The sequence below is a fragment of the Sphingomonas pokkalii genome (assembly GCF_003096275.1).
GTDB classification, from domain to species: domain Bacteria; phylum Pseudomonadota; class Alphaproteobacteria; order Sphingomonadales; family Sphingomonadaceae; genus Sphingomonas; species Sphingomonas pokkalii.
On the sequence record NZ_QENQ01000001.1, the window covers coordinates 3,737,413 to 3,762,165 of the forward strand.

16 protein-coding genes and 1 pseudogene are annotated in these 24,753 nt (G+C 65.4%); 10 read left to right on the plus strand and 7 right to left on the minus strand.

What is annotated here, in order from left to right:
- Nucleotides 1-29: 29 nt before the first annotated feature.
- The 3 genes from DD559_RS17220 to DD559_RS17230 all read right to left on the minus strand — a co-directional run bounded on the left by DD559_RS17220 (nucleotide 30) and on the right by DD559_RS17230 (nucleotide 2,769).
- Nucleotides 30-1,352, minus strand: a complete 1,323-nt coding sequence (locus DD559_RS17220) for a DUF4185 domain-containing protein (RefSeq protein WP_116470254.1) — start codon at nucleotides 1,350-1,352, stop codon at nucleotides 30-32.
- Between the two features lie 34 nt (nucleotides 1,353-1,386).
- Complete coding sequence (locus tag DD559_RS17225) at nucleotides 1,387-2,244, minus strand: hypothetical protein (RefSeq protein WP_206364534.1); 858 nt, start codon at nucleotides 2,242-2,244, stop codon at nucleotides 1,387-1,389.
- 129 nt (nucleotides 2,245-2,373) lie between these two features.
- Entirely contained in the window at nucleotides 2,374-2,769 is a 396-nt protein-coding gene (locus DD559_RS17230) for a DUF6152 family protein (RefSeq protein ID WP_116470255.1), read from the minus strand.
- A gap of 424 nt (nucleotides 2,770-3,193) precedes the next feature.
- Here DD559_RS17230 and DD559_RS17235 point away from each other — a divergent pair, with 424 nt between their 5' ends.
- The 4 genes from DD559_RS17235 (at nucleotide 3,194) to DD559_RS17245 (ending at nucleotide 7,860) form a co-directional block, all read left to right on the plus strand.
- Nucleotides 3,194-5,254 carry a TonB-dependent receptor gene (locus DD559_RS17235; protein WP_116470256.1) on the plus strand — a complete coding sequence of 687 codons (2,061 nt, stop codon included), beginning with the start codon at nucleotides 3,194-3,196 and terminating at the stop codon, nucleotides 5,252-5,254.
- 296 nt (nucleotides 5,255-5,550) lie between these two features.
- Nucleotides 5,551-5,703 (plus strand): hypothetical protein, encoded by a 153-nt coding sequence (locus tag DD559_RS19885; protein ID WP_165831133.1) that lies wholly within the window; start codon nucleotides 5,551-5,553, stop codon nucleotides 5,701-5,703.
- Nucleotides 5,704-5,938: 235 nt separating this feature from the next.
- Complete coding sequence (locus DD559_RS17240) at nucleotides 5,939-6,175, plus strand: hypothetical protein (RefSeq protein ID WP_133243853.1); 237 nt, start codon at nucleotides 5,939-5,941, stop codon at nucleotides 6,173-6,175.
- A 14-nt stretch (nucleotides 6,176-6,189) separates the two neighbouring features.
- Nucleotides 6,190-7,860, plus strand: a complete 1,671-nt coding sequence (locus tag DD559_RS17245; protein ID WP_116471003.1) for an MFS transporter — start codon at nucleotides 6,190-6,192, stop codon at nucleotides 7,858-7,860.
- Nucleotides 7,861-7,972: 112 nt separating this feature from the next.
- Here the strand turns inward: DD559_RS17245 and DD559_RS17250 are convergent.
- Nucleotides 7,973-8,182: pseudogene (locus DD559_RS17250) on the minus strand (hypothetical protein); the annotation flags it as partial.
- Nucleotides 8,183-8,295: 113 nt separating this feature from the next.
- Here DD559_RS17250 and DD559_RS17260 point away from each other — a divergent pair.
- From DD559_RS17260 to DD559_RS17270, 3 genes are all read left to right on the plus strand, one after another.
- The gene (locus tag DD559_RS17260) at nucleotides 8,296-10,611 is read left to right on the plus strand and encodes a GH92 family glycosyl hydrolase (RefSeq protein ID WP_116470259.1); all 2,316 of its coding nucleotides are present in this window, start codon (nucleotides 8,296-8,298) and stop codon (nucleotides 10,609-10,611) included.
- A gap of 442 nt (nucleotides 10,612-11,053) precedes the next feature.
- Complete coding sequence (locus DD559_RS17265) at nucleotides 11,054-14,059, plus strand: TonB-dependent receptor domain-containing protein (protein ID WP_240610319.1); 3,006 nt, start codon at nucleotides 11,054-11,056, stop codon at nucleotides 14,057-14,059.
- 461 nt (nucleotides 14,060-14,520) lie between these two features.
- On the plus strand, nucleotides 14,521-16,437 hold the full coding sequence (locus DD559_RS17270) for a CocE/NonD family hydrolase (RefSeq protein ID WP_116470260.1): 1,917 nt from the start codon (nucleotides 14,521-14,523) through the stop codon (nucleotides 16,435-16,437).
- A 67-nt stretch (nucleotides 16,438-16,504) separates the two neighbouring features.
- Here the strand turns inward: DD559_RS17270 and DD559_RS17275 are convergent, their stop codons facing one another.
- The gene (locus DD559_RS17275) at nucleotides 16,505-18,973 is read right to left on the minus strand and encodes a glycosyltransferase family 4 protein (RefSeq protein WP_116470261.1); all 2,469 of its coding nucleotides are present in this window, start codon (nucleotides 18,971-18,973) and stop codon (nucleotides 16,505-16,507) included.
- Nucleotides 18,974-19,325: 352 nt separating this feature from the next.
- Here DD559_RS17275 and DD559_RS17280 point away from each other — a divergent pair, with 352 nt between their 5' ends.
- Together DD559_RS17280 and DD559_RS17285 are read left to right on the plus strand one after the other, a co-directional pair.
- Nucleotides 19,326-20,195: a glycosyltransferase family 2 protein gene (locus DD559_RS17280; protein WP_206364535.1), complete on the plus strand. Its 870-nt coding sequence runs from the start codon at nucleotides 19,326-19,328 to the stop codon at nucleotides 20,193-20,195.
- A 139-nt stretch (nucleotides 20,196-20,334) separates the two neighbouring features.
- Nucleotides 20,335-21,813, plus strand: a complete 1,479-nt coding sequence (locus tag DD559_RS17285; protein ID WP_165831134.1) for an oligosaccharide flippase family protein — start codon at nucleotides 20,335-20,337, stop codon at nucleotides 21,811-21,813.
- Nucleotides 21,814-21,830: 17 nt separating this feature from the next.
- On the opposite strand, the gene DD559_RS17290 is transcribed toward DD559_RS17285, so the two are convergent.
- Both DD559_RS17290 and DD559_RS17295 read right to left on the minus strand, forming a co-directional pair.
- Nucleotides 21,831-23,255, minus strand: a complete 1,425-nt coding sequence (locus tag DD559_RS17290; RefSeq protein WP_116470264.1) for a hypothetical protein — start codon at nucleotides 23,253-23,255, stop codon at nucleotides 21,831-21,833.
- A 121-nt stretch (nucleotides 23,256-23,376) separates the two neighbouring features.
- Nucleotides 23,377-24,237, minus strand: a complete 861-nt coding sequence (locus DD559_RS17295; RefSeq protein WP_116470265.1) for a PhzF family phenazine biosynthesis protein — start codon at nucleotides 24,235-24,237, stop codon at nucleotides 23,377-23,379.
- Between the two features lie 179 nt (nucleotides 24,238-24,416).
- Between DD559_RS17295 and DD559_RS19995 the strand changes: the two genes are divergently transcribed.
- Nucleotides 24,417-24,743: a hypothetical protein gene (locus tag DD559_RS19995; protein ID WP_206364536.1), complete on the plus strand. Its 327-nt coding sequence runs from the start codon at nucleotides 24,417-24,419 to the stop codon at nucleotides 24,741-24,743.
- Nucleotides 24,744-24,753: the final 10 nt, after the last annotated feature.

Here is a 24,753-nt window from a genome sequence, read left to right on the forward strand (position 1 = left end):
GGCGTGGTGCGCTCCCACGCGGCGGAGGATCAATCCAGCAACAGGTCGATACGCTGGGCATTGCAGGCGAAACGCGGCATGTAGCGGTGGAGAAAATCCACCTCGGCCGCCGTCTTGGCGCTTGGGGTCGCCGCCCGTTCGATCGCCGCCTGCAGCAGCGCCTCGTCCCTGCCAAAGGCACGGATGCCTGCCAGATCGGCCCACAAGATCCACAGCGAACGCCCGTCGCGGGAGATCCAGCCGGGCGCGATCTGCGGCGCATAGGCGCGGGCATGGGCTTCCCCGCCGGGCTTCCAGGCCGCATCGGCATGGATCTGTCGCCACGGCCCCCAGGGCGTATCGCTCACCCAGAATCCGAAATAGCTGGGCTTGCCGAATTCGGTGCCATCGGGCGCGCAGCCGATCCCCGCACTCGTCATCATGTAGAGGCCCAGCGCGGTGTTGTACGCGACGCTGGGCAGCCACGATTCGACGACCAGATCACCGGAGAAAAGATTGGTGCGATTCACCCAGCCTCGCGGAAAGCGGTGCACCACCGCGCGATCTGCGATCGCCGGACTCCACGCCGCGCTCCCGTCGCGTCGCCGCCCCGCGAAGAAGCGATAGGCGCGGCGATCGAGCATCGATCCGGCCGGCACACGGGCGAGCACCAGTGCGTTCATCTGTCCGTCGACGCTGCCATTGACGCTGTAGAGGTAGACGAAGCCGTCGCGATTGGCGGCATAGCCGGCGCCCATCTGGACGATCGACAGCAGCGAGAAGCAGCCGCCGGGCTCGTCGAAAAAGGCGAGCGACGCCCGCGATTGCTCGCCCCAGTCTTCCCAGCGCACCGGGGTGCTCCCGTCCTGGTTACGCCAGCTGCGGCCCCCGTCGGGCGAATGGATCAGCTTGGTGCCGGTCCAGTGGCGCGGGCGGTCGGCTGCGCGGTCGAGCGTGCTGAGGAACTGGTAGAGCTGGTTGCCGATCGCGATCAGCCCATGGCCGTAATAGGACGGCGCATCTTCCGGACGCGCGGCACGATCGAGCGCGGGATAGCCCGGCACCTGCCGGAAGCTTGGTGCGTCCGGTGGGCCGGCGATCGTCCACAGGCCGTTGACGTCGAACCGCTGTGGCGGTTGCGTCCAGCCGGGACCGTCGTTGACGCCCACGAACTGCACGCCGTTCGCCGCCAGCGTCGTCTTGTATCCGTCGCCGATCCCGCCCAGCCGAAGCAACCGGTCCGCGCGCGGACGGATCGCGCGAACGCGGTCCCCGCGGCCACCGTGCGACGGTGCGGCCGATGCCCCGCCGGGCAAGGCGATGCCCGCCAACGCCAGGGCGGATCGGTGCAAGGCGTCGCGGCGGCTGAGCATGGCGTCGTTCCTGTCGCGCGGCGAACGCGGGGGGTTATTCGTGGCCCTTCGGTTTGGCGGGTGCGCCCTGGGGCGCGGCATCGTGCTTCTCGCCGTCGGTCTTCATCGACACGGTGCCGTCCGGGTTCACCTTGAACAGCGGATCGACGCGATCGCAGATATATTCCACGATCTCATATTCGTCGTTGCGCTTGTAGCCATAGGTGAAGTGGTAGGGCTCGGCGAGCATCACCGGGTCGGTGATGGTGATCTGATCTTCCATCATGCCCGGCGCGGTCAGGCGGATGCGTTCGGTGATCTCCATCTGCTTGCTGTGCGGGATTTCGAAGAACTGGGTGTCCTCGCGCACGCCGCGGGTGGTGACGACCAGGGTGTCGCCCTCCCATTTGCCCACCGAATAGCCGTAATAGGATGGGGATACTTCGTCGAACGGCGGCATCGGCTTGTTGAACAGGATGCGCCGGGTCTGGGTCAGGAACTCGGCCAGAACCGTCACCTGGCCCGGCGTCTGCAGGATTTGCAGCGGGAAGATCGCGCCCATGATCATCGGCATTCCTTCCGGCGCGCATTGCGTGCTGGGATCGACGAGCGGTGTTCCGGCCTTCAGCTTGGCATCGCGCTCGGCCCGCTTTGCCTTCCACTGGGTGGCATAGGGTTCCTTCAGCTTGGGGCCGCCATTGGGGACCGGCAGTTCGACGAAGGTGTTGGCGTCGCCTGCGAACGGATCGGGATAGATTTCCCAGGTGCCCATGATGTCGGGCTCCTTGCCCGCCGGCGCGGGCGCCGGTGCTTGCGTTTGGGCTTTGGGGGCGGCCTGGCCGGCATCGGCGGCGGTAAGGGGCAGGGCGGCGAGCCCGATCAGTGCCAGCGGGGCCGTGATGGCGATTTTCATGCATCATCTCCTAAACGGTAAGCTCGCGTCCGCCGCCGGCATCGGCTGCCGGTTGGGCGCGCGTTGGCGGCATGGGGAAGGGCGGGGCCGGGCGGGGAAGGGGGCGCGGCGGCACCCTTCCCCTGCCGATCACCAGGCGCTCAGCGTCTTGCCGTTGGGAAGCGTTACCGTCTTCAGCATGCCGCCCGGCTTGCCGGTGCGCAGCGGGTAATAGGTGATGCCCACCGGATCCCCCGGCTTCACCGTGTTCACCTTCCAGCCGGCGCGCGTCATCATGTTCGTGCTGTTGCATTCCAGCGTGTAGCGCGTGGTCGTGCCCCCGGTCTTCACGTCGACGATCACGAAGGAGTGCGGGTTGGTCCAGTGGAATTCGCTGATCGTGCCTTTCGCGTTCAGGATCTTGGTCTGATCGAACATGGCGAAGGAATGGTGCGCCAGCGCAGGCGATGTCGCCACTGCGAGGGCGAGCAGGCCGGTGCCGAACGCCGCCGCTGCCACCACCGTCAGGTTCTTACGCATCTTCATCCATCCAACTCCTCGTCCATCTTCTGGTGTGCTTCCCGCGCCCGGCTGCGCGGTCCAGCGAAATGCTGCGCGTCGGCGTCAGGAAGGTTCGTCCAGCATTTGCGTGGCTTCCGGCCGTTCGCGAAGGCGATTACAGTTGTGAAACCGTTACACGCGTCGGTCGAAAGGACTGTTACGCGCGCCTTGCCGGGCAGGCATGGATCGCGTTTTCGCGATGCGATGGGTGCGGTCGCGCGCGCAGCGCCCGTCTCAGGGACGCGGACCGGCCGGCGCAGCGGGTTACCGGGCCTGCTCGAACCGTTCGACACTTGCGGCGACGATTCGTCTGCGAAACTCTCCTGCGCGGGAGGTCCGGCCAGACACGGTCGCTCCCGGCGCAGCCGTATCGACGATGCGCGCTCCTCTTCCGAACAGGCGATCCTCCATGCCGCAAACCCGCTTCCTCGTCGCAGCCTTGTCCACGGTGGTCGCCCTGTTGCCGCAGGGGACGGCGTACGCGCAGAACGGTCCGCCGCCATCGTCGCCGGCGCCCGCAGATCGGAGCGAGGCGGGCGATGCCGACCTGATCGTGTTCGGGCGCGGCGAGGGCAAGATCGGCACCGCGCAGGCTGCCAGCGAGGGAAGCATTGCGGGATCGGACCTGCTGGTCCGCCCGCTGCTTCGGGTCGCCGAACTGCTGGAGGCGGTGCCGGGCATGGTCGCGGCGCAACATTCCGGCAGCGGCAAGGCGAACCAGTATTTCCTGCGCGGCTTCAACCTCGATCACGGCAGCGATTTCACCACCTATATCGACGATGTGCAGATGAACCTGCGCACCCATGGGCATGGGCAGGGCTATCTCGATCTCAACGGACTGATCCCGGAAATCGTGGCGCGGGAAGATTATCGCAAGGGCCCCTATCGTGCCGATGGCGGCGATTTCGCGATGGCCGGCGCCGCCTATCTGCATACGATCGATCGCTATGATCGGCCCTGGGCCTCGATCGAGGGGGGCAGCTATGGCTGGCGCCGAATTGCGGCCGGTGGCTCGACAAAGCTTGGGGCAGGGGAAGTCACGCTGGTCGGGCAAGGCAAGACCTATGACGGCCCGTGGCAGCAGCCGGAGCGATTGCGGCATGTATCCGGCTTCGGGAAATATGCGGTGGCGACCGGGCTGGGCGCGCTGGAGGTGACGGTGCATGGCTATCGCGGGACATGGCGGCCGACGGAGCAGATCCCGGAGGCGATCATCGGCACCAGCATATGCCCCGATCGCTATTGTTCGCCAGATCCCAGCGCGCGCGGCGAAACCACGCGGTTCGTTGGTAATGTCGGCCTGCGCGGCGCCACCTACCGGGTTAACCTATATGCCCAATCCTATCGTTGGAGCATGTATTCCAACCCGACCTTCGCCGGTACGGATCCGGCTTCGGCGGGGTATGGCCGAAGCGCGCAAATCTTTCAGTTCGACCGGCGTTGGATCTTCGGAATCAAGGGCGAGAATGTCTGGCGGCTGGGAGACCGGCTGCACATCGTTGCGGGCACGGAGAACCGCTACGACGACATCCCCGAAGTTGGGGTGCACCGCACCGCCGACCGTGTTTTCGTGGAGAGTCTCGGCGCATATCGGGTCCGGGAGGCGTCCGCGGCGGGGTATGGCGAGATTATGTGGAAGCCGGTGCGCGGCCTCCGCCTTACCGGGGGATTGCGTGCCGACTATTACGCATATGACGTCGCTGCGCGCGACGCGCCCGCGCGGGCGCTTGGGCAGGGGCGGGGAGAGAGCGGGATTGTCTCGCCCAAGGCTGCGATTGCCTATGAGGTCGCGCCGTTCCTTGAACTGTACGGCAATTGGGGGCGGGGTTTTCATTCCAACGATGCGCGCGGCGCCGTTGCGGAAGCGCGGGTACCGATCCTGTCGCGCGGCAGCGGCCACGAAGTCGGCGCGCGCTTTCAGCGACCTCGCTTTAGCTTGACCGCGACCTATTGGTGGCTCGACCTGCAGAGCGAGCTTCGCTTTGTCGGGGATTCGAACACGGTGGAGCCGACCGGCGCGTCGCGCCGCCATGGCTATGAACTCGTCGGATTCTGGCGCCCGTTGCGCTGGCTGGCTGTAGACGCGAACTACACCGCAAGCCATGCGCGATACGTGGATGGCGCATATATTCCCAACGCCTTCGAAAACGCCGCGCAGATTGGGGTTTCCGCCGTTTCTCCACGGTTCGATGCAAGTATTCGGCTGCGTCATCTTGGCCCCTATCCGTTGCTCGACGACAATAGTGTCCGTGACAAGGGAAGCAGCGTCGTGAATCTGCGTGGTGCCTGGAAGCCGGGGCGGATTCAGGTCTATGCGGAGCTGCTGAACATATTGGGTAGTCGTGACAAGGATATCGCCTATTATTATCGTTATTTCGTGCCGGCGGTGATGGCAGCGCCTGCCGAGGGTCGGTTGAGCCGCATAGTGGAACCGCGGACATTGCGGGCGGGTGTTCGCTACCAATTCTGAGCTGTTTCCTTGCGGGAACCGCGCCGCTCGGCCGCGTCGGAAACGCGCGGCATCGGGTGGTCGGTCCCGGCACGCCGGCACCGTCGATCGTCGGGCGGTTCGCTGGTTCGCGCCTGTTCCGTTCCCAGCTTTGGGCTTGCACATGCGGCGGAGCCCGTACCCATGCCGCGTTGCATGGAGGAGAAACGATCGCCGCGCCCACCGCATCATTCCGGTTTTCGCCGGGATGACGGCGGTGCGGCAGGATCATGCGGCCGATGACGGGGGGGAGCCATCTGCCGGCCTATCCATAGGCGATGCTGCTGTTCGTGGTGGCGCCGCTGCTGTTGGTGCGGCTTGCGGAAGCCGCCCGCGGGGAAGGGGCGATCAGCGTATCCGATCTGATCCGCCTCGACGCCGAACAGCGGCTTGCCTGCGCTGCCGGGCTGGAGGTCGGGCGCGCCCGGTAGCGGCAGGATCATCGCGCCGCCTGTTTCGGCCTGCCACCGGCTGTCGACGATAGGGCCGCAGCCCTCGCCGACGGCATGGCGATACCGTTCCCCGCCATCCGGGGGCGATCGGTTCGCCCACCGATTTCGGCAGCTTGATCGTGGTGCGGAAGGTCCACGCCCCATAGACGTCGCCTGCGCGCATGAGGGGGCGCAGCGCCATGGGGGCGGCATAGAAGATGTCTGCCGGTAAGCGATGAGCCTGAACGCTTGCCCGGCGTCGTCGCAAGGGTGGTGGCACTTGTGGCATGGCGATTACGCGCGCGCCAACATCGTGCGGGAATTGCGTTTGGACGCGGGCGGGGCAGGCGATAGCGCGAAGGCCGGGGGCTCGGGCACCGGGCGGGTGCCGATCGGCACGCGACGTGCGCTCGTCTCCGGCGCCAGCGGTACACTCGACCGAATCGAAATGGCCTTTAAATACGAGGTCTAACAAGGGAGAGGATGATGGCGATCGCAACGGAAGATGGGCTGCCAAGGCACCACAAGGCGACACAGAACGAGAAGCTCGTCATTGCCGCCTCGTCGCTGGGGACGGTGTTCGAATGGTATGATTTCTACCTCTACGGGCTGTTGGCGAGTTATATTTCGGCGCAGTTCTTCTCAGGCGTGAACGAGACGACGGGCTTCATTCTGGCCCTGGCGGCGTTCGCGGCAGGCTTTGCCGTGCGGCCTTTCGGTGCGCTGGTGTTCGGGCGCATCGGCGATCTCGTGGGGCGCAAGAACACCTTTCTCGTCACCATGGGCCTGATGGGCCTCTCCACCTTCGCCGTCGGCCTGCTGCCGGCCTATGCGACGATCGGTGTCGCTGCGCCGTTCGTGCTGGTGGCGCTGCGGCTGGTGCAGGGGCTGGCGCTGGGCGGCGAATATGGCGGCGCGGCAACCTATGTCGCCGAGCACGCGCCCGAGGGCAAGCGCGGCCTCTACACCAGTTGGATCCAGACGACGGCCACGCTTGGCCTGTTCGCCGCCCTGCTGGTGGTGATCGGCCTGCGTACCGCGATGGGCGAGGAAGCCTTTGCCAGCTGGGGCTGGCGGATGCCGTTCCTCATCTCGATCGTGCTGCTCGCGGTATCGATGTGGATCCGGCTGCAGCTTTCCGAGAGCCCGGTGTTCCAGAAGATGAAGGACGAGGGCACCACCTCCAAGGCGCCGCTTACCGAAGCCTTCGGCAAATGGGGCAATCTGCGCTGGGTGATCATCGCGCTGATCGGTGCTGTCGCCGGACAGGCGGTCGTCTGGTACACCGGCCAGTTCTATGCGCTCTTCTTCCTGGAGAAGATGCTGAAGGTGGACGGCGCGACCGCCAATATCCTGATCGCGATCGCGCTGGCGCTGGGCACGCCGTTTTTCGTCATCTTCGGCTGGCTTTCCGACAAGATCGGTCGCAAGCCGATCATTCTGGCCGGCTGTGCGGCGGCGGCGCTCACCTACTTCCCGCTGTTCGGCATGTTGACCGACGCCGCCAACCCCGCGCTGGCCCGGGCGGTGGCGACGGCGCCGGTTTCCGTCGTTGCCAATCCGGCCGAATGCTCGTTCCAGTTCGATCCGATCGGCCGCAACAAGTTCGATTCGACAAGCTGCGACATCGCCAAATCCTTTCTGGCGAAGGGCGGCATCAACTATCAGAACGTCGCGGCGCCGGCCGGCACGATCGCGCAGATTCGAGTGGGCGCCACCGGTTTTGCGGCTCCCGATCCCGCCGCTATTGCCGGCGCGGAGCGCAAGGCTGCCATCAGCGCTTTCCAGGCACGGGTGAAGGCCGGGCTTGCCGCCGCCGGCTATCCGGCGAAGGCCGATCCGGCACAGGTCAACACCGTGCTGGTGGTGGCGATCCTGTTCTTCTTCGTGCTGCTGGTGACGGCGGTGTACGGCCCGATCGCGGCAATGCTGGTCGAACTGTTCCCCAGCCGCATCCGCTACACCTCGATGTCGCTGCCCTATCACATCGGCAATGGCTGGTTCGGCGGCTTCCTGCCGACCACGGCGTTCGCGATGGTCGCGGCAACGGGCAACATCTACTACGGCCTGTGGTACCCGGTGGTGGTCGCCGCGGCGACGGTGGTGATCGGGCTGTTCTTCCTGCCCGAAACATTCCGGCGCAATATCGACGCGTAACCGCGGCGACGAGAATGGGGGCGGGCCGCGGCGGCGTGGCCCGCCCCATCCTTTGAATCACGCCTTAGGCACGATGCGGCGTGCCATGACGGCCGGCCCGTACAGGGTCGCAACTCGCGTCTTGCACCAGACCCAGAACCGCGGCGTTGATCCCGGTGAAGGCCGGCGCGAGCGCGCCATAGGCAGTGGGATCGGGCAGCGTGCCGACGAACGTCGCCACCGCGTCGCCCGCGATCCGATTGCGCTCGTGATCGTAGCGGAACCCGCCAAGCAGCGACAGCCGGTCCGTCCGCTGGTACCGGGCATCGCCGAAGATTGCAATTTGAGCTGGAAGGAAGGAGCGTTGCCGCGACGCAAATCCCGCGGCAGGAAGGCGCGGCTACTCTACGCCGAACCCGACGAGCAGAAGGATCCATCGTGCGCCACGCTTCCGCCATGCCGCTTCGCGCCGCCGTAATGCTGCTGGCCGGCGCCGCTTCCCTGCCGGCGACGGCGCAGCAGGCCGCGCGCGGCGACGCGCTGGTCGATCTGGTCAACCCGCTGATGGGCACCGATTCCAGCTACGCGCTTTCCAATGGCAATACGTATCCGGCGGTCGCGGTGCCCTGGGGCATGAACTTCTGGACGCCGGTGACCGGCAAGCCCGGCAGCGGCTGGGGCTATATGTACGATGACAACAAGATCAATGGCATAAAGCAGACCCACCAGCCCAGCCCGTGGATGAACGACTATGCCGCCTTCGCGCTGATGGCGGAAACCGGCCCGTTGCGGATCCGCGAGGCCGAGCGCGCCTCCTGGTACAGCCACAAGGCCGAGGAGAGTCATCCGTACAGCTATCGCGTCTATCTCGCCGATTACGACGTTACGGCGGAGGTGGCGCCCACGGCCCGTGCGGCGCAGTTCCGCTTCACCTTCCCCAAGGCGGACGATGCGCACATCGTGCTGGATGCCTTTGAAGGTGGATCGAACATCACGATCGATCGTGCGCGCCGCCGTATCTCCGGCTGGGTGCGCAACAACCATGGCGGCGTGCCGGCCAACTTCCGAAACTATTTCGTCGCCGAGTTCGACCATGATTTCACGATCATCCGTACCTGGGACGACAACTGGCAACTGACGGGCGCGGCCACGCGCGAGGGCGGTCATGTCGGCGCGGTCGTAAGCTTCGCCACCCACGCGGGGGAACGGGTGCAGGTGAAGGTCGCCTCGTCGTTCATCAGCCCGGAACAGGCCGAGCGGAATCTCGCGAGCGAAATCGGCGGTGACAGCTTCGAACAGACCAGAGCCAAGGCCAAGGCCGCATGGGAGGCGGAACTGGGCCGCGTCCGCGTGACCGATCCCAGTGTCGACAATCGCCGCACCTTCTATTCGGCACTATACCGGATGCTCCTTTTCCCGCGCATGTTTCACGAGATCGATGACCAGGGGCGGCAGGTGCATTACAGCCCCTATGACGGGCAGGTGCATTCCGGCCCGCTCTATACCGACAACGGCTTCTGGGACACCTGGCGGGCGGTCTTCCCCTGGTTCGTGCTGATGTACCCGGAGCGCGATGCCGAGATCCTGCAGGGCCTCGTCAACACCTACAAGGAAGGCGGCTGGCTGCCCGAATGGGCGAGCCCGGGCTATCGCGACGTGATGATCGGCTCCAACTCGGCGAACCTCATCGCCGATGCCTATTTGAACGGGGTGCGCGGCTTCGACATCGAGACGCTGTACGCGGCGATGGTCAAGAACGCGACGACCAGCCAGGATCGACCCAAGGACGCCGAAGGCAATGTGGTGCGCGCGGTCGGCCGTGAAGGGGCCGAGCTCTACAACCAGCTCGGCTATGTGCCCTATGATGTCGGCATCAATGAAAACGCCGCACGGACGCTGGAATATGCCACGGCGGATTTCTCCCTCTCGCGGCTGGCCGCGACGCTCGGCAAGCAGGCCGACGCCCGCCTCTATGCCGAGCGCGCGCAGAACTACCGAAAACTCTACGATCCCGAGAGCGGCTGGATGCGCGGCCGCAACAAGGACGGATCCTGGGCGACGCCGTTCAATCCCTATAAATGGGGCGATGCCTTCACCGAGGGCAATGCATTGCACTATAGCTGGTCGGTGATGCAGGACGTGCAGGGCCTGATCGACCTGATGGGCGGCGATGCCAAGTTCGTCGATCGGCTGGACTCGGTATTCGCCACGCCTCCGATCTTCGACGACAGCTATTACGGCCAGGTAATCCACGAAATCCGCGAGATGCAGATCGTCGACATGGGGCAATACGCCCATGGCAACCAGCCGATCCAGCACATGATCTATCTCTACGACTGGGCCGGCGCGCCGTGGAAGGCGCAGTTCCACGCGCGCGACACCATGCGTCGCCTCTATGCCGCGACGCCCGACGGATATCCGGGCGACGAGGATAACGGCCAGACCTCGGCCTGGTACGTCTTCTCGGCGCTCGGCTTCTATCCGGTGACGCCGACCGTCGGCCAATATGCGATCGGCAGCCCGCTGTTTCGCTCCGTCAAGCTCACCATGCCGGGCGGCAAGGTGCTGACGATCGAGGCGGCGAACAACAGCGCCGAGAATATCTACATCCAGTCCGCCACGCTGAACGGCCGTGCGTACACCAAGCCGTGGCTGTCGCGTGCGGATCTGCAGGCGGGCGGGACGCTGCGCTTCGTGATGGGGCCGGTGCCGAACAAGGATTGGGGGGCGCGCAAGATGGATGCTCCCTTCTCGATGCGCGCGCCGAGGTAGCGACAGGCAGCTCTCCTATTGGTCCTGTCCAACCGCGCGACTCCGTTGCGGCGGTTTGCGGCGCGCGTTGCCCGGAGAAGCGGTGGCGTGCGCCTTCTGCGTAGGGCGACGGCGTGAACGTCACAATCCATTTCCAGGAAATTTCATAACGTTTCTAACGCAGCCTGGGGGAGGCAGGATTGTGACCTGCGGGTAACGGTTCGAGAAATATCGCAATCAAATTGTGAAAAGCCGGGACTGCATGTTGCCCAGATGAAACCAGTATGACACCTTCTGCGAACCAACCTTGGAAGTGTTTGCCGGGTGCCTCAACGGCCGCCTCGAGCCCGCCGTGCCGCTTCGCGTGGTGCGGCAGCCCCCGACAAATCGATGGACAGGGTTCAGGGCAAACGAAGGGGATAGTCGAATGAAGTTGAGGGGAGTTTGGGCCACGAGCTGCTGCGTGGCCGCGCTGATGGTATCGCCTGCCGCAGCGCAGGATCGCGATAGCCAGCCGTCGAGCCTGGCGGCCGCGAGCTCGGTGCCGGAGAGCGCCGATCAGGATGGTTCGAGCGGCAACATCGTCGTCACCGGTACGCGCATCGTGCGCCCGAACAACCGTTCGGCCGCGCCGATCTTGACGACCACCGCTGCCGAGATCGCGGCGCAGGGCGCGACGACGATCGAGGAAGTGCTGAACCGCCTGCCGCAGGTGCAGGTGAATTCCGAACAGAATTTCAGCGACTCCGAAGGTCGCCAGCGCATCAAGCTGCGCAGCCTGGGCTATGAGCGCACGCTGATGCTGATCGATGGCCTCCGCATCGGCCTGCCCAACTCGGTCGATGTCGGCATCATCCCGAACGCGCTGGTCGAGCGCATCGACGTGCTCACCGGCGGTGCCTCGTCGGTCTACGGGTCGGACGCGGTCGCGGGCGTGGTCAACTTCATCCTGAAGAAGAACTTCACCGGCGTCCGCATCGACGGCAATTACAGCTTCTTCAATCACAACAATCGCCGCAGCGCGGTGACCGATGCCGCGGCCCGCGCGGGCTTCAACGCGCCGCTGGGGATGAAGAATGACGGCGGCCGTGCCGATATCAGCGTGGCGGCCGGTGCCGACCTGTTCGGCGGCAGCGTCAACATCTCGGGCTTCGCCGATTATCGCCAGTCGAGCCTCGTCCGCCTGCGCGACCGCTCGAACGCGGTCTGCGAAGTCATCACCAGCAGCCGCACCTCGCCGCTGGCCTGCTCGCGGGCCAGCTACACGCCGGCCGGTACGATCATCCCGCAGGCAGGGCCGAATGCCGGCACGCAATATGTGAACAATCCGAACGGCAACGGCACCTTCATCCCGATCAACAGCGGCGGTGCTGGCAGCTCGGCCAATCCGTATGACGACTGGGCGTTCCAGCGGCCGTTCCACCGCGTCAACGCGGGCGGCTTCCTGACCGCGCAGCTCGACGATCATGTCGAGCTTTACAGCAACATACTGTGGTACCGCGACAAGTCGTACAACACCCAGCTCAACCGCGTCCTGTCCTACAGCGCCCTCGGCACCACGCCGTACCAGGTGAACTGTGACAACCCGTTCCTCTCGGCCTCGCAGGGGCAGACGCTGTGCGGCGCGAATGCGGGCGTTGCGGGGCAGTTTGCACCGCTCGACGTGCGCTACCGCTTCGATTCGCAGCCGCTGGTCCGCCAAGAATATATCAACGCCGGGTATCGCATCACCGCGGGCTTGCGTGGTCGGGTGCTGGACAATGTCTGGTCCTATGACGTCGCCGGCATGCTGTCGCGCGCCCAGCTCGACACGATCGACGAGCCTTTCGCCAGCGCGACCAAGGTCAACCGCTCGCTCAACGTGGTGAACGTCAACGGCCGCCCGACGTGCCGCTCGGTGGTCGATGGCAGCGACCCCGCCTGTGTGCCGTTCAACGCCTTCGCCCCGTTCAACAATGATTCGGCGCTGAACAATTATCTGTACGGCGGCGCGACCGGCGGCATCGCCAAGCGCATTCCGCGCCTGCTGCAGTTCGTCGGCACGGTGAGCGGCGACCTGGGCAAGTACGGCGTCACGTCGCCCTTCGCCGAGCAAGGCATCGCGATCGCGGTCGGCGCCGAATATCGCGACGAGATGGATCGTACCGACTATAACGAGATCTTCCGTCAGAACAACAGCAGCGGTGCCAACAGCCGCGTCACCCAGAATATCCTGGAAGGCAACGTCGAAATCCAGGCGCCGCTGGTCGAGCGCCAGTCCTGGACCAAGCTGCTGCAACTGAACGGCGGCTATCGCCTGTCCAAGTATAACCGGCTGGACGACAAGTTCGGCACGTGGAAGATCGAGGGCATTTGGTCGCCCATCGAGGACATTACCTTCCGCGCTTCGATCAACAAGTCGCAGGCGGCACCGGGCGTCGGCGCGGCGGCGAATGCGTCGAACATCTCGTACAACCGCGGCTTCTATGCGGATCCCTGCGCCCCGCAGGTCAATGCGTCGAACCCGAACGGCCCGCGCGTTGCGCCGTCCTGGTCGCCGCAGCAGTGCGCCCGCACCGGCTTGGCGACCAATCTGTACAACAGCGCGACGCTGATCTGTCCGGACGATCGCTGCACCGTCCGCGAAGGCGGCTTCGCGCTGCGTCCCGAAACCGCCTATGGCAAGACGTTCGGCGTGGTGCTCCGCCCGCGCTTCGTGCGGGGCCTCACGGTATCGGTCGATCGCTGGCTGATCGACCTTCAGGACCAGCTCGAGTTTTTCAACCCGCTCGACTGGATCAACGGCTGCCTCGCCACCGGCAACGACTATTATTGCCGCGGCATCAAGCGCAATGCCGACGGCACGCTGTCGAGCCCGACGACCGGGAGCCCTGCGACCGGCTGGGTCTCGCGCGGGTCGACCAACGGCTACAAGTCCAAGTCGCATGGCTGGGATTTCCAGGGCCAGTATAATGTCGGCCTGGGCAGTGTCGGTTCGCTCGACATGAGCTTCAACGGCACGCTGATGACCCTCGTCGGCAGCCAGGGCGCGCCCGACATCACGCCGCGCGACTGCACCGGCTATTTCGGCAGCGGTTGCGGCGAGAGCATGCCGACTTGGGCACACCAGTTCCGCACTACCTGGACGGCGCCGGGTCGCGTCGCCAGCGTGTCGCTCAACTGGCGGCACCGCAGCGCCATGCCGATGACAGTCTACGCGCCGGCCAGCACCGGCATCCCGGCGCTGCCGGAAGCCGACAAGCGCGATGCCTATCCGGGCATCAAGGCCTATGACTGGTTCGACCTCGCGCTGACCTTCGACATCAACAAGCGGATGACGTTCCGGCTTGCCGCGAACAATATCTTCGATCGCGACCCGCCGATCGTGCCGGACAGCCGCAGCCGGATCGGCCTGCTGCGCGGCAACACGATCATGGGCTACGACCTGCTGGGCCGACAGCTCGTCGCCGGCGTTTCGCTGCGCCTTTAATCGCCGACGCGTAAACATCGGCACACAATCCCCCGGGGCGCGTCCTCGGGGGATTCGTCAAAGGGTGATCGGCCCGGGGGTGATCCGCCGTGATCGCCCTGCGTCGTCCGCGCGCAGCAGACCAGTGCCGATCGCCGGCAGCACCGATGAGGACCGGCGACGGAAGAAAAACGGGCGGACCGAGCTAACCGAAGTCTCGAACGGCCTCCGACGTCCTGCAATTGCCTGCCTGCAGCGGCGGCGCCGAAGAAGTTTTCGGTGCGCCGCTGTCCTTCCATCTGATCGCGGCCTTCCGCTCGAGGTTGTGCTCCAAGCATGGGCGTGCCGGCGGCCCGGCGGAAAGGCCGGGGCGGCCCCCAGCGCTTTTGACCTGCCTGGCTTTTGATCTCGACGTATCGCGCTTCCCAAAGGGGCGGGGTGACATTATCACCTGCGGCTTCGCCTATTCCGGGGACTCCTTGATGCAGTTTCGATCCTTTCTCCTCGCCGCCAGCGCAGCCGCCGCCCTCTACGCCTTGCCCGCGGCCGAGGCGCAACAGGCGCCGGCCGCCTTCAACGATATTCCGGCGAAGTTCGTGCTGCCGGAAGGGGCGAAGGACTATATCCGCCGCGAAGTGATGGTGCCGATGCGCGACGGGACGAAGCTGTTTACCACCATCGTGATCCCCAAGGGCGCCAGAAGCGCGCCGATCCTGCTCACGCGAACGCCCTATGATGCCTATAACCGCGTTCGGCGGACCGATAGCAACAAGATGCTCTCGGTCCTGGCGCAGGGCGATGAGGTGTTCACCCAGGCCGGCTATATCCGCGTGTTCCAGGATATCCGTGGCAAATATCGCTCCGAGGGCGATTTCGTTGTCACCCGGCCGCCGGTCGGGCCGCTCAACCCTACCAAGGTCGACGACACCACCGATGCCTGGGACACGATCGACTGGCTGGTGAAGAACCTGCCGGAATCGAACGGCAAGGTGGGGATGCTCGGCTCTTCCTATGAAGGCTGGACGGTGGTGATGGCGCTGCTCCACCCGCATCCCGCGCTGAAGGTGGCCGCGCCGGAAAGCCCGATGATCGATGGCTGGATGGGCGACGACTGGTTCCACCACGGCGCGTTCCGCTTGCCCAATATCGGCTGGATCTCCGGTATCACCGGCTACAAGGCCGGCGGCCCGACGCCCCCCAATGGCGGCTGGGACGATTACGATACCTTCCGCAAGGTGGGCTCGGCCGGCGACTGGGCCAAGCAATATGGCTATGACCAGCTGCCCTTCTGGCAGAAGCTGACCCAGCACGCCGCCTATGACGCCTTCTGGCAGGGCCAGGCGCTCGACAAGATCCTGGCCGCCAACCCCTCCAACATCCCCACGCTGTGGGAGCAGGGGCTGTGGGACCATGAGGATATGTACGGCGCGATCCACGCCTGGGAAGCGTTGCAGAAGACGCCCCAGGCGGCGAACAACTATCTGCTGATGGGGCCGTGGCGGCATTCCGGCTTCAACTATAACGGCTCGAAGCTGGGTGAACTGCACTTCGAGGGCGACACTGCCCTGCAGGCGCGCCGCGATATCCTGCTGCCCTTCTTCAACGCCCATCTGAAGGATGGCGCGCCCGCTTACACGCCGCCGGTGGCCAGCATCTACAACACCGGCGAGAACCATTGGGACTTCCTGACCAAATGGCCGCTCGCGTCCACGTTGACGCCGCTGTACCTCGCTGGCGGCGAGGCGGCGGGCTTTGCCAAGCCGGGGGCAGGGGAGGACAGCTATGTTTCCGATCCGGCCAAGCCGGTTCCCTATCTGCCGCGCCCGATCAATTTCGAGGATGGGCGCTGGAGCACCTATCTCGTCACCGACCAGCGCTTCGTCGACGGGCGGCCCGACGTGCTCACCTATGCGACGCCGGTGCTGAACGAACCGGTGCGCCTGTCCGGTGCGCCGCTGGCGGACATCTTCGCCAAGACCACGGGCACCGATGGCGACTTCGTCGTCAAGGTGATCGACGTTTATCCCGACGAGATCGCCACCACCAAGGAAATGGGCGGGTTCCAGCTGCCGATCGCGATGGATATCTTCCGCGGCCGCTATCGCAATTCCTTTGCCAAGCCGTCGCCGATCCCGGCGGGCAAGGTGCAGGAATATAAGTTCCGGCTGCCGACGGTGAACCACACCTTCCTGCCGGGCCACCGCATCATGGTGCAGATCCAGTCGACGCTGTTCCCGGTCTATGACCGGAACCCGCAAACCTATGTGGAGAACATCTTCCTCGCCAAGCCCGGCGACTATCGCAAGGCGACGGTGACGATCCTCTACGGCGGCGCGCAATCCAGTTCGGTGCTGCTGCCGGTAGTGCCCGTGGACCAAAGCGCCGCAAAGCTGCGCTGAAGACCGGCGGTCCGCAACCGGGTGCGCACGACGCATCCGGTTGCGTCTCCGTATCGTGCGGGCCGGATCAGCGCGGCCTTGCGGAGGCGGCGACGGCGGCGTGGAGGACGCCCACAAGCTGTTCGACGCCGGCACGGGCGCGCAGCACGGTTGCGGCCCGCGCGCTTTCCGGAACCGGTGCCGCGATCGCGGCGTCCGCAATCGCCGCCAGCGTCGCGGTGGGCATGGCGGCCAGATCGCCCAGATGCCCCTCGAGCGAAACCGCCGCGAGGAAGGAATCCAGTTTCGGATCCCAGCGCAGGCCCACCACCGGCACGCCATAGGCATATCCGGCGATGATCGCGTGCAGCCGATGCGCGATCAGCAGATCGAAGCCGGCGATGGTGGCGCACAGGCCGGCCGGATCGCTGGGCTGTTCGAAGGACAGGCGGTCTGCCGGCGCCAACTGGGCGAGCGGCCGCCTCAGCGTTTCCAGATACCGCCGGTCTTCCGGCGCGCCGTTGGTGAACAGCACCACGCGATGGCCGCGCTGCAGCATCGCCTCCACCAGGGCGGCATAGCGTTCGTCGAACCCTTCGGCGATTTCTCCCATGGCATGATAGCGCACCGAAAGCGGACTGGTGATGCCGACGCCCACCACCGTCTCCCCCGTGCGCGCCGGCGACGAATATGGCATTGCCACCCCCGCCAACAAACCAGGATCCGCGGCAAGGTGCGCGTCCAGGCCGACGGGCGTGCCGAACAGTGCCCGCCATAGTTGCTGCGAGCGGAGATCGCGGACAGAAACCGATTTGAGCGCGGGGCGCGCCAGGGCACGCGTCATCCGCGCCAGGCCGGCCCGCGTCCACTCCCCCGACACGCCAACCGCATGGAGCGCGACGGGTAGCCCCAGCCGCTCGGCTTCTTGCATGACAAGACCGATCTTGGTGGGGAAATTGAGATCGATATCGGCAAGCAGATTGCCGCCGCCGATCACGATGCAGTTCGCTCCGTCTAGCTCGCGCGCATAATGCGGCCGCCATTTCATCGTACCGGCAAGCGCCAGCGGCGCGCGGATCAGGATCTGCCGGGCAGCGGGCGGAAGCGCGTCCAGCGTTTTGAGCAGCGCGCCGCGCGCGGGAATGTCATCGCCCAGCGCCTTGCGGGCTGCCATATCCACCGAACGAACGTCTGCGGATGCGGAGACCTGCTCGATTGCCGATTCCAGACAGGCCGCGATCAGGCCGTCGCCCAGATTGGCGCTGTATTTCACGTTGAACAGCCGGGCGCGCAGGGCCGGTGGTTCCTGCTCCGCCGTGGCGTGCGTTGCCGACACGACGGGCGGCAGGCGTTCTTCGTATAGCCGGATATGGGCGTCGAGCCAGGAATCGGGGGTGTTGCCGATCGCCTGCGTATTGTGGAAGGCCGCGTGGCTCATCCGGGCGGTCAGGGCATCATCCTGCGCGATCGTGCGCATGGCGTCTGCGAAGGCGGCTGCCGAGTTGGGCACGGCCAGCCCGGCGCCCGCTCCCGTAATTTCAGGCGCGATGAAGGCGTTTTCGGAAAGCACCACGGGAATGCCGCTCCACAGCGCCTCCCCCGCCACGAGCCCATAGGGCTCGGCCCAACGGCTGGGCATTACCAGCATTCGCGCATTGCGGGCGATCGCAGCGATCTCTTCCGGCGCTTTCCAGCCATGGAAAACCGCTTCAGGATAAGCGGCTTCCAACTCAGCCTGCATCGGACCGTCGCCGACGAACACAATCTTCAACCCCGCTTGGCGCGCGGCTTCCGCCACCACGTCCGGCCCCTTTTCATGGGTGAGACGGCCGACGAACAGGACCTCGTGATTCCGTTCCGCCGCCACCCGCTCGTGCACGAACGGCCGGATCGGATTGGGGATCGGGACCATCTTGTCGATCGGCATCCCGCCCTGCGCAAGCAGCGGCATCATGCCGCGGTGAATCACCGAGAATCGAACCGGAGCGTCCTGAAGATCGAACAGTTGCTGGCGCAGCGTGTGGCGGCTGACGCGCCAAAGCTTGTCTGCATAGCTCCGGCGATCGCAATTATGGGCGATGCAGGCGGCGCTGTTCGCGCGGCGGGGACAGCTTCGCGATTCCGGGAAGGAATATTGTGCGCCGTTCGGGCAGGTCAGGAAAAAGTCATGGGTCGTGATGACCAGACGATCCTGCACCGCCCGAAGCGCAGAAAACACCGCCGGCGAAAGAAAGTGCGCCCAATTGTGCAGATGATAGACGGTGCGCGGGGTATCGTTCCGTTGGATCCAGCGCGTGACCACGTTTGCGACATTGGTTCGATACAGGCCCTTGGCGGCGCCAGACAGCCGATGATCCGCGGCGATCGCGCTGCCGCTGATCTGGACGATATCCGCGCCGCTTTGCTTCAGTTCGCTCGCGACATCGCCCTCGCCGGCAAAATAGGTCACCGGGATGTCGCGTGACCGTAGCCCGATGGCACTGGCCAAAGCGAGCGCGGTGGCTCCGCCGCGCGCCATCGCGCTGTCGTTCAGCTGTACGACCCGATCGATCGACATCACGCAACACCCTTTGTCGCGGATCGCGGCAATATGCCAACGTCTGTGCGGAGCATGATAATTGGGCGGGGAGAGTAAAATTTTTCGTTGATTATCAATGCGCGTTTCATGGTCCCCCCGGATCCATAGCGGGTTAAAAGCAATCAACCGAAGATATCAGAAGACAAGTGAGCAGGATAAGACCCGCACAGCATCCGGTGCGAGCCTTGTCCTGCTCCTCCCCCTAATGGTCGATATAGCAAGGCTGTATTTCATTGTCTTCAGTATTATGATCGCGGGGTCGCATATCCCGGCTGAGGGTGATTCGTTTAGTTGCGCGGGAAGCTCAAGTTCTTGAGGGTTGGGGGAAAGCATGAATATCGCGGTTGTCATCGCAAGTACGCGGCGGCCGACGGAGTTGGCGCGCTGGGCGGAGCATATCCGGAACCAGACGCTTGCGCCGTCCAGGGTGATTTTCGCGATCGCCCGGCCAGAGGATCTGCCGCCGGATTTCAATGTTCCGGGGATCGAGGTGATCCAGGCGCCGCTTGGCCTGCCAGCCCAGCGCAATGCCGCCTTGAATCTTCTCGATGACACGACCGATCTGGTGGCGTTCTACGACGACGATTTCGTGCCCGCTGCGTTCAGCCTGGAGGCGATGGCACGGTTGTTTTCGGACCATCCGGACGTTGTGGCGGCCAGCGGCCATGTGGTGCTGGACGGCATCGGTTCGGCGGGCATTTCCTATGAAGTCGCGTCCTCGCTGGTAGCATCGCTCAAGCCGGTAGCGCCCGAAGCCGTGGCACTGGTGCCGATCGATGGCACCTATGGCTGCAACATGGCGTTTCGGTTCAACGCGATCGGGCGGGAGCGTTTCGACGAGCGGCTGCCGCTGTATGGCTGGCTGGAAGATGTGGACTTTTCCAACCGCGTTGGCCGCAACGGCGCCGTCGTGCGCACCAATGCCTTCATGGGCGTTCACCAGGGCGTGAAGCTGGGCCGGGGCCCCGGCCGGCAATTTGGTTATTCGCAGATTGCCAATCCGCTGCACCTGCGCGGGAAACAGTCGATCCGCGCCGACCATGCCTACCAGCTGATGGCCAGGAACATCTTGATGAATCACCTTCGGATGTTCTGGCCCGAGCCCTGGATCGATCGTAGGGGGCGTGCCTGGGGCAACTGGGTGGCGCTGTGGCACAAGCTGCGCGGTCGTTTGTCGCCGGAGCGCGTATTGGAACTCTGATCGAAGCGCGGGAGAGCGTCCAGCCAGGGCTGGCGCATTCTCGGACGCAACTTGTCGGCAGCCCAAAGGGGCTGCCAGCGACACATGATAGCGATACGGGAAGTGCATGGACGCAGCACAAGGTTCGATAGGCGCGCGCATGGCGTCGGGCACGATGACGCTGATCGTATCGCGGTTGCTGACGCGGTGCTTCGATCTCGTGCTGCTCGTCGTCTTCGCCCGTTTGTTGCTGCCCCGCGACTTCGGGACGGTCGCGATCGCCCTGACAATCGTACAGATCCTGGAGGCGGTACTGGACATGCCGGTCGCCCAGGTGGTGGTGCGCAGCAGCGATCCGAGCCGCGACCTGATCGATACCGCGTTCACCATCAGCCTCTTGCGTGGGCTGTTGCTGATGCTCGCGCTTGCTGCGCTCGCCTGGCCGATCGCCTTGCTCTACGGCAATGCCGCGCTGGTGCCGGTGATCTGCGCGCTGGGACTTGCACCGGCAATGCGGGGCCTGACCAGCCCGGCACTGGCGCTGTACGCCCGGGTGATCGACTTCCGTCGCGACCTGCTGGTCGAATTCACCGGCAAGGCGGCGGGGCTGCTCGCCGGGACGATCGCGGCATTTATACTGCGCGACTATCGGGCGATCGTCGTCAGCACGATCGCGACGCCGATCGCGATGATGGCCACCTCCTTTCTCGTCGCGCCGCACCGCGTGCGGTTGACCTTGCGGCACGGCAGGCAGTTCTATGGCTTTCTCGGATGGTTCACCGCCTCGCAGCTGGTGTCCGCGCTGAACTGGCGGTCCAATCGGCTGGTGCTGGGCATGTATGTGCCCAGCGGTGCGCTCGGATCCTTCACCTTGGCGGGCGACCTGGCAGCAGTGCCGGAACAGGGGCTGATCCAGCCGATGATCCGTCCGCTGGTGGCGGCCTTTGCGCGGGTGCAGGATGATATGGAGCGGCTCCGCGTCCTTTACTGCAACAGCGTGGCGACGACGCTGGCGATCAGCTTTCCCGTGGTGATCGGTCTTGCGGTTTTTGCGGACCCGGTGGTTGGGCTGGTGTTGGGGGCGAAGTGGAGTGCGACGCCGCCGATCGTGACCTGGCTGGCGCTGGGCGTGTGCCTTTCCGCCCTTACGGCGACCTATACGCCGCTGTGCATCGCGCTCGGCAGGGCGACGCAGCTGTTCGGCCTCAACCTGATCCAGATGATCGTGCTATTGCCGGCGCTGCTGCTGCTGACGGCGCGATGGGGCGTGACGGGTGCGATCGCGGCACAGTTCCTGACATTCGCGGTGGGCGCGGTGGCCGTGATGCTGCGCGTCCGCGCGTTGATCGGGGCGAGTATCCTGGCCCAGGCGCGTGCGATCGGCCGGGTTGTCGCGGGTGCGATTGTCTATGCAGCCTTGCTGCTGGCGGTGAAGCACGGGCTGCACGGCACCCCGCCCGCGACGCTGATGCTGCTCCTGCCGATCGCGGGGGGCGCGGGGCTGGCGCTGTTCTGGGCGACGATGTTCCTCTTGTGGCGAATGGCCGGCCGGCCGGATGGGCTCGAGCGCTTCGTGCTGCGCCTGGGCGCGCGGATCCTCGAGCGGTCGCGCGCCAAGTGGATCCGCGCCCAGGCCTGACCGCCCGCCGGGTCCCCTCAGCTGCCGCTGGGTAGCGGCCGCTGCGCCGCGCGGGAGCCGCGCGGGGAGGGGGCAATGGCGGCACGCCGGTTCCAGAGGATAAGGGGCAGCGCGGTCAGCAGGGCGAAGTCCACGGCCAGCAATGGCCCGAAATCCGGTGTGGTGCTCGCGAGCAGCATCGGCGCCGCCAGCGTGACCATCGCCCGCTTGGCGCCGCGGGCCATCAGCCATTCCGGCGAACCATCGGCGGGAAACACGGCAAGCATCCGCCCGGCGATGAACAGGAACAGCAGCAGCCCGCCGACGACACCCGTGCTCGCCACCACCGATACCGCCCAGCTCGAGGCGCGGGTGCCGCCAAGGCCGACGCCGAAACCATAGCTATGCGCCAGGCCTTCGAGGCTGGCGGCACTCCAGCCGGACCGTTCTTCGAACGAATCGCTCTGCGTCTTCTTGAGCACCATCTGTTCGAAAATAGCGAACACCGCATCGCGCAGCGGGGCAATGGCCGCGAGCAGGAGCACGACGAGGATCACCGCGCCGGCCGCGATCCAGCCTTCGAACAGCAATCCGCCGCGACGCTTCGCAAAGCCGGGACTGGCCAGGCGGCCGAAATAATCCACCGTGGCAATCGCCAGCCCAATCAGAAGCCCGACGATCGCCGAGGAGGAAGTGGAAAGGCATACAAAGCAGAACAAGGCGGCGATGATGCCGGCCTGCACGGGTTCCGCCCAGGCCGGCAGCAATGCGGCGGGCCGCACGAAATAGATCAGGCCGAGGAAGCCGAGGGTAAGCCCGCCGAACACCGATGCTTCGGAACCGAAGCCGACGACGCGCCGCGTGCCGGCCGCGGCAGAATCGGAGAGGAACGCGTAATCGGCGGTCCGCAGCATCTCCAGCAGCGGCGTGTTCGCCAGCGCCATGTCCGCCACGCCGGAAAATACCGCGACCGCGCCGCCGATCAGCAGGCCTTCGGCGACGTACCGCCGCCCGGAGTCGGTGAGCAGGATGCAGTGGATCGCCACCACCAGCAGGAAGGAGGCCAGCAGATACACCGATTGCGAAAGGTGCGCCGATTCATATGCCAGCGGACGAATGGCCAGCTGATTCATGGAGACGATCGGAACCCCGGCAAACAGCGACGGCGCGAGCGCGGTGACGGCGAGCGCAACGAGCAGGAAGACGGTCAACATGCCGATCTGGTTGAGGTTGAACAGGGCATCCCAAAGCAAGGCCGAGCGCTTTACCGAGAGCAGCGCCTTGGCGACGATCAGCGGCACCAGCATCGAGGTCGGCAGAATGGTGAGCGACGCCGTCATCGACGTGGGCAACACAGCAAAGGCGGAGAAGGAAACCGATACGAAGAAGAACCACACACAATATCGCATCGGCGCGAAGGCAGCGATGGCATATAGCGCCCAGAATATCGCGATGGCGATCATGTGCAGTCGGCCCCCAAATGCCGTGTTAGCCTGTGTCCCGCCGGCAGGTCGATATTACTGGCACGTTAAACGAAAGTAACGCCTGCTGCGGCGTCGCCGGCGTTTTCTGCGCGTACGAAGATCAGTCGTACGCGGCAAGAGCCGGCAGCGTCCCCTCGGCGATCGTCATCGTCCGTCCGCCGATCCATGCTGCGCCGCCAGCGCTTTCGAACGATACATGAATTCGTCCCCGGCGACCGATCGCCGTGCCCTGCGCGGCGACATAGCCGCTCCGGACTCGACCGGTTTCGAACAGCCATTGGGCCACGGCTGCATGGAAGCTTCCGGTGACGGGGTCTTCCATGATCCCGCCAAAGGCATCGCTGAACAGGGTGCGCATCTCCCAGGCGACAGGGCTGCCCTGTGGGTGCGGGCCCACCAACCCGATTTCGACGCGATCCGGGTGAAACCGAACCGGGTCCACGGCGAGCACGGCGTCTGCCGAATCGAGCAGCACCGCGATCCAGCCGGGCCCGTTATCGGCCCAGGCGCAGTCGACGATCCTGTTGGGATCGATCCGCAGCAGCGACGCGACGTGCGTCCGGGTCTCCCCATCCACCGGTCCGCTACGCAGCCTTGGCGGGGCCGCGAAGGCAAGGTTATCCCCTGCGCGGCGGACCGGCACGGCACCGATGAGACATTGCTGGACGATCGTCTCGCCACCGCGCGGAACGCCGCCCGCCGCGAGCCAGGCATGACAGGCGCCGAGCGTGGGGTGTCCCGCAAAGGGAAGCTCCCGATCGAGCGAGAAGATGCGTGCGCGATAGTCCGCCTCCGGCAGGGTGGCAGGCAGCAGGAACACTGTTTCGCTGAGGTTGAACCAGCGGGTGATCGTCTGCATCGCCTCGGTATCGAGTGCGTCGCCTCCGAAGACCACCGCCAGCGGATTGCCCGTGAACGGCCCGTCGTGAAACACGTCGACCAGCAAGAACCGATGCTCCATACGCCATCCTCCCGGCCATCAAATCGACCATGGCAGTGGCTTAGCGGTTCCGAGGCGCGCTGGAAACGCTTGGCGATCGCCGTGGATACGCATCCGTATCAGGGCCGTTATTAACCTGTATCATGTTGATTTAGAAAGGTTGTTTGCGATTTTGGCGGAGCGCCGGGCGTGGCGGGCGGATGGATCTCGACCTGATCGCCGCGCCCGCCGACACGCGCCCGGACTGGACGATCGTGATGGTCGGCCCGGTGGTGAAGATCGATCCGGCCGAACTGCCGCGCTATGCAGCCGGCTGGGTACGGCTGGACGGTGCCGAAGACCAGGAAGCGGGCCGCGTCGCGGTCAACCGCACGGGCGCGACCGCACGCGCCCGCGCTTATGGCGAGGCCGACCTATGTGCCGGACCTTTGCCACGGCTCTGGCGGAGGCATGCGGGTTGCAGCCTGCCCGAGCCGTGGCCTCCGGCAAAGCCCCTCTTGCGCTGGGCAGCCGGAGCGCCGATGTAGTCGCGGGCAA

Bases quoted from the DNA above. Each gene is read 5' to 3' on its own strand.
- DD559_RS17295 (WP_116470265.1), bottom strand. From the start codon at position 24,237: ATGGAGCATCGGTTCTTGCTGGTCGACGTGTTTCACGACGGGCCGTTC.
- DD559_RS17275 (WP_116470261.1), bottom strand. From the start codon at position 18,973: ATGTCGATCGATCGGGTCGTACAGCTGAACGACAGCGCGATGGCGCGC.
- DD559_RS17280 (WP_206364535.1), top strand. From the start codon at position 19,326: ATGAATATCGCGGTTGTCATCGCAAGTACGCGGCGGCCGACGGAGTTG.
- DD559_RS19995 (WP_206364536.1), top strand. From the start codon at position 24,417: ATGGATCTCGACCTGATCGCCGCGCCCGCCGACACGCGCCCGGACTGG.
- DD559_RS17260 (WP_116470259.1), top strand. From the start codon at position 8,296: ATGCCGCTTCGCGCCGCCGTAATGCTGCTGGCCGGCGCCGCTTCCCTG.
- DD559_RS17240 (WP_133243853.1), top strand. From the start codon at position 5,939: ATGAGCCTGAACGCTTGCCCGGCGTCGTCGCAAGGGTGGTGGCACTTG.
- DD559_RS17225 (WP_206364534.1), bottom strand. From the start codon at position 2,244: ATGAAAATCGCCATCACGGCCCCGCTGGCACTGATCGGGCTCGCCGCC.
- DD559_RS17230 (WP_116470255.1), bottom strand. From the start codon at position 2,769: ATGAAGATGCGTAAGAACCTGACGGTGGTGGCAGCGGCGGCGTTCGGC.
- DD559_RS17290 (WP_116470264.1), bottom strand. From the start codon at position 23,255: ATGATCGCCATCGCGATATTCTGGGCGCTATATGCCATCGCTGCCTTC.
- DD559_RS17245 (WP_116471003.1), top strand. From the start codon at position 6,190: ATGGCGATCGCAACGGAAGATGGGCTGCCAAGGCACCACAAGGCGACA.
- DD559_RS17220 (WP_116470254.1), bottom strand. From the start codon at position 1,352: ATGCTCAGCCGCCGCGACGCCTTGCACCGATCCGCCCTGGCGTTGGCG.
- DD559_RS17235 (WP_116470256.1), top strand. From the start codon at position 3,194: ATGCCGCAAACCCGCTTCCTCGTCGCAGCCTTGTCCACGGTGGTCGCC.
- DD559_RS17285 (WP_165831134.1), top strand. From the start codon at position 20,335: ATGGCGTCGGGCACGATGACGCTGATCGTATCGCGGTTGCTGACGCGG.
- DD559_RS17270 (WP_116470260.1), top strand. From the start codon at position 14,521: ATGCAGTTTCGATCCTTTCTCCTCGCCGCCAGCGCAGCCGCCGCCCTC.
- DD559_RS19885 (WP_165831133.1), top strand. From the start codon at position 5,551: ATGCTGCTGTTCGTGGTGGCGCCGCTGCTGTTGGTGCGGCTTGCGGAA.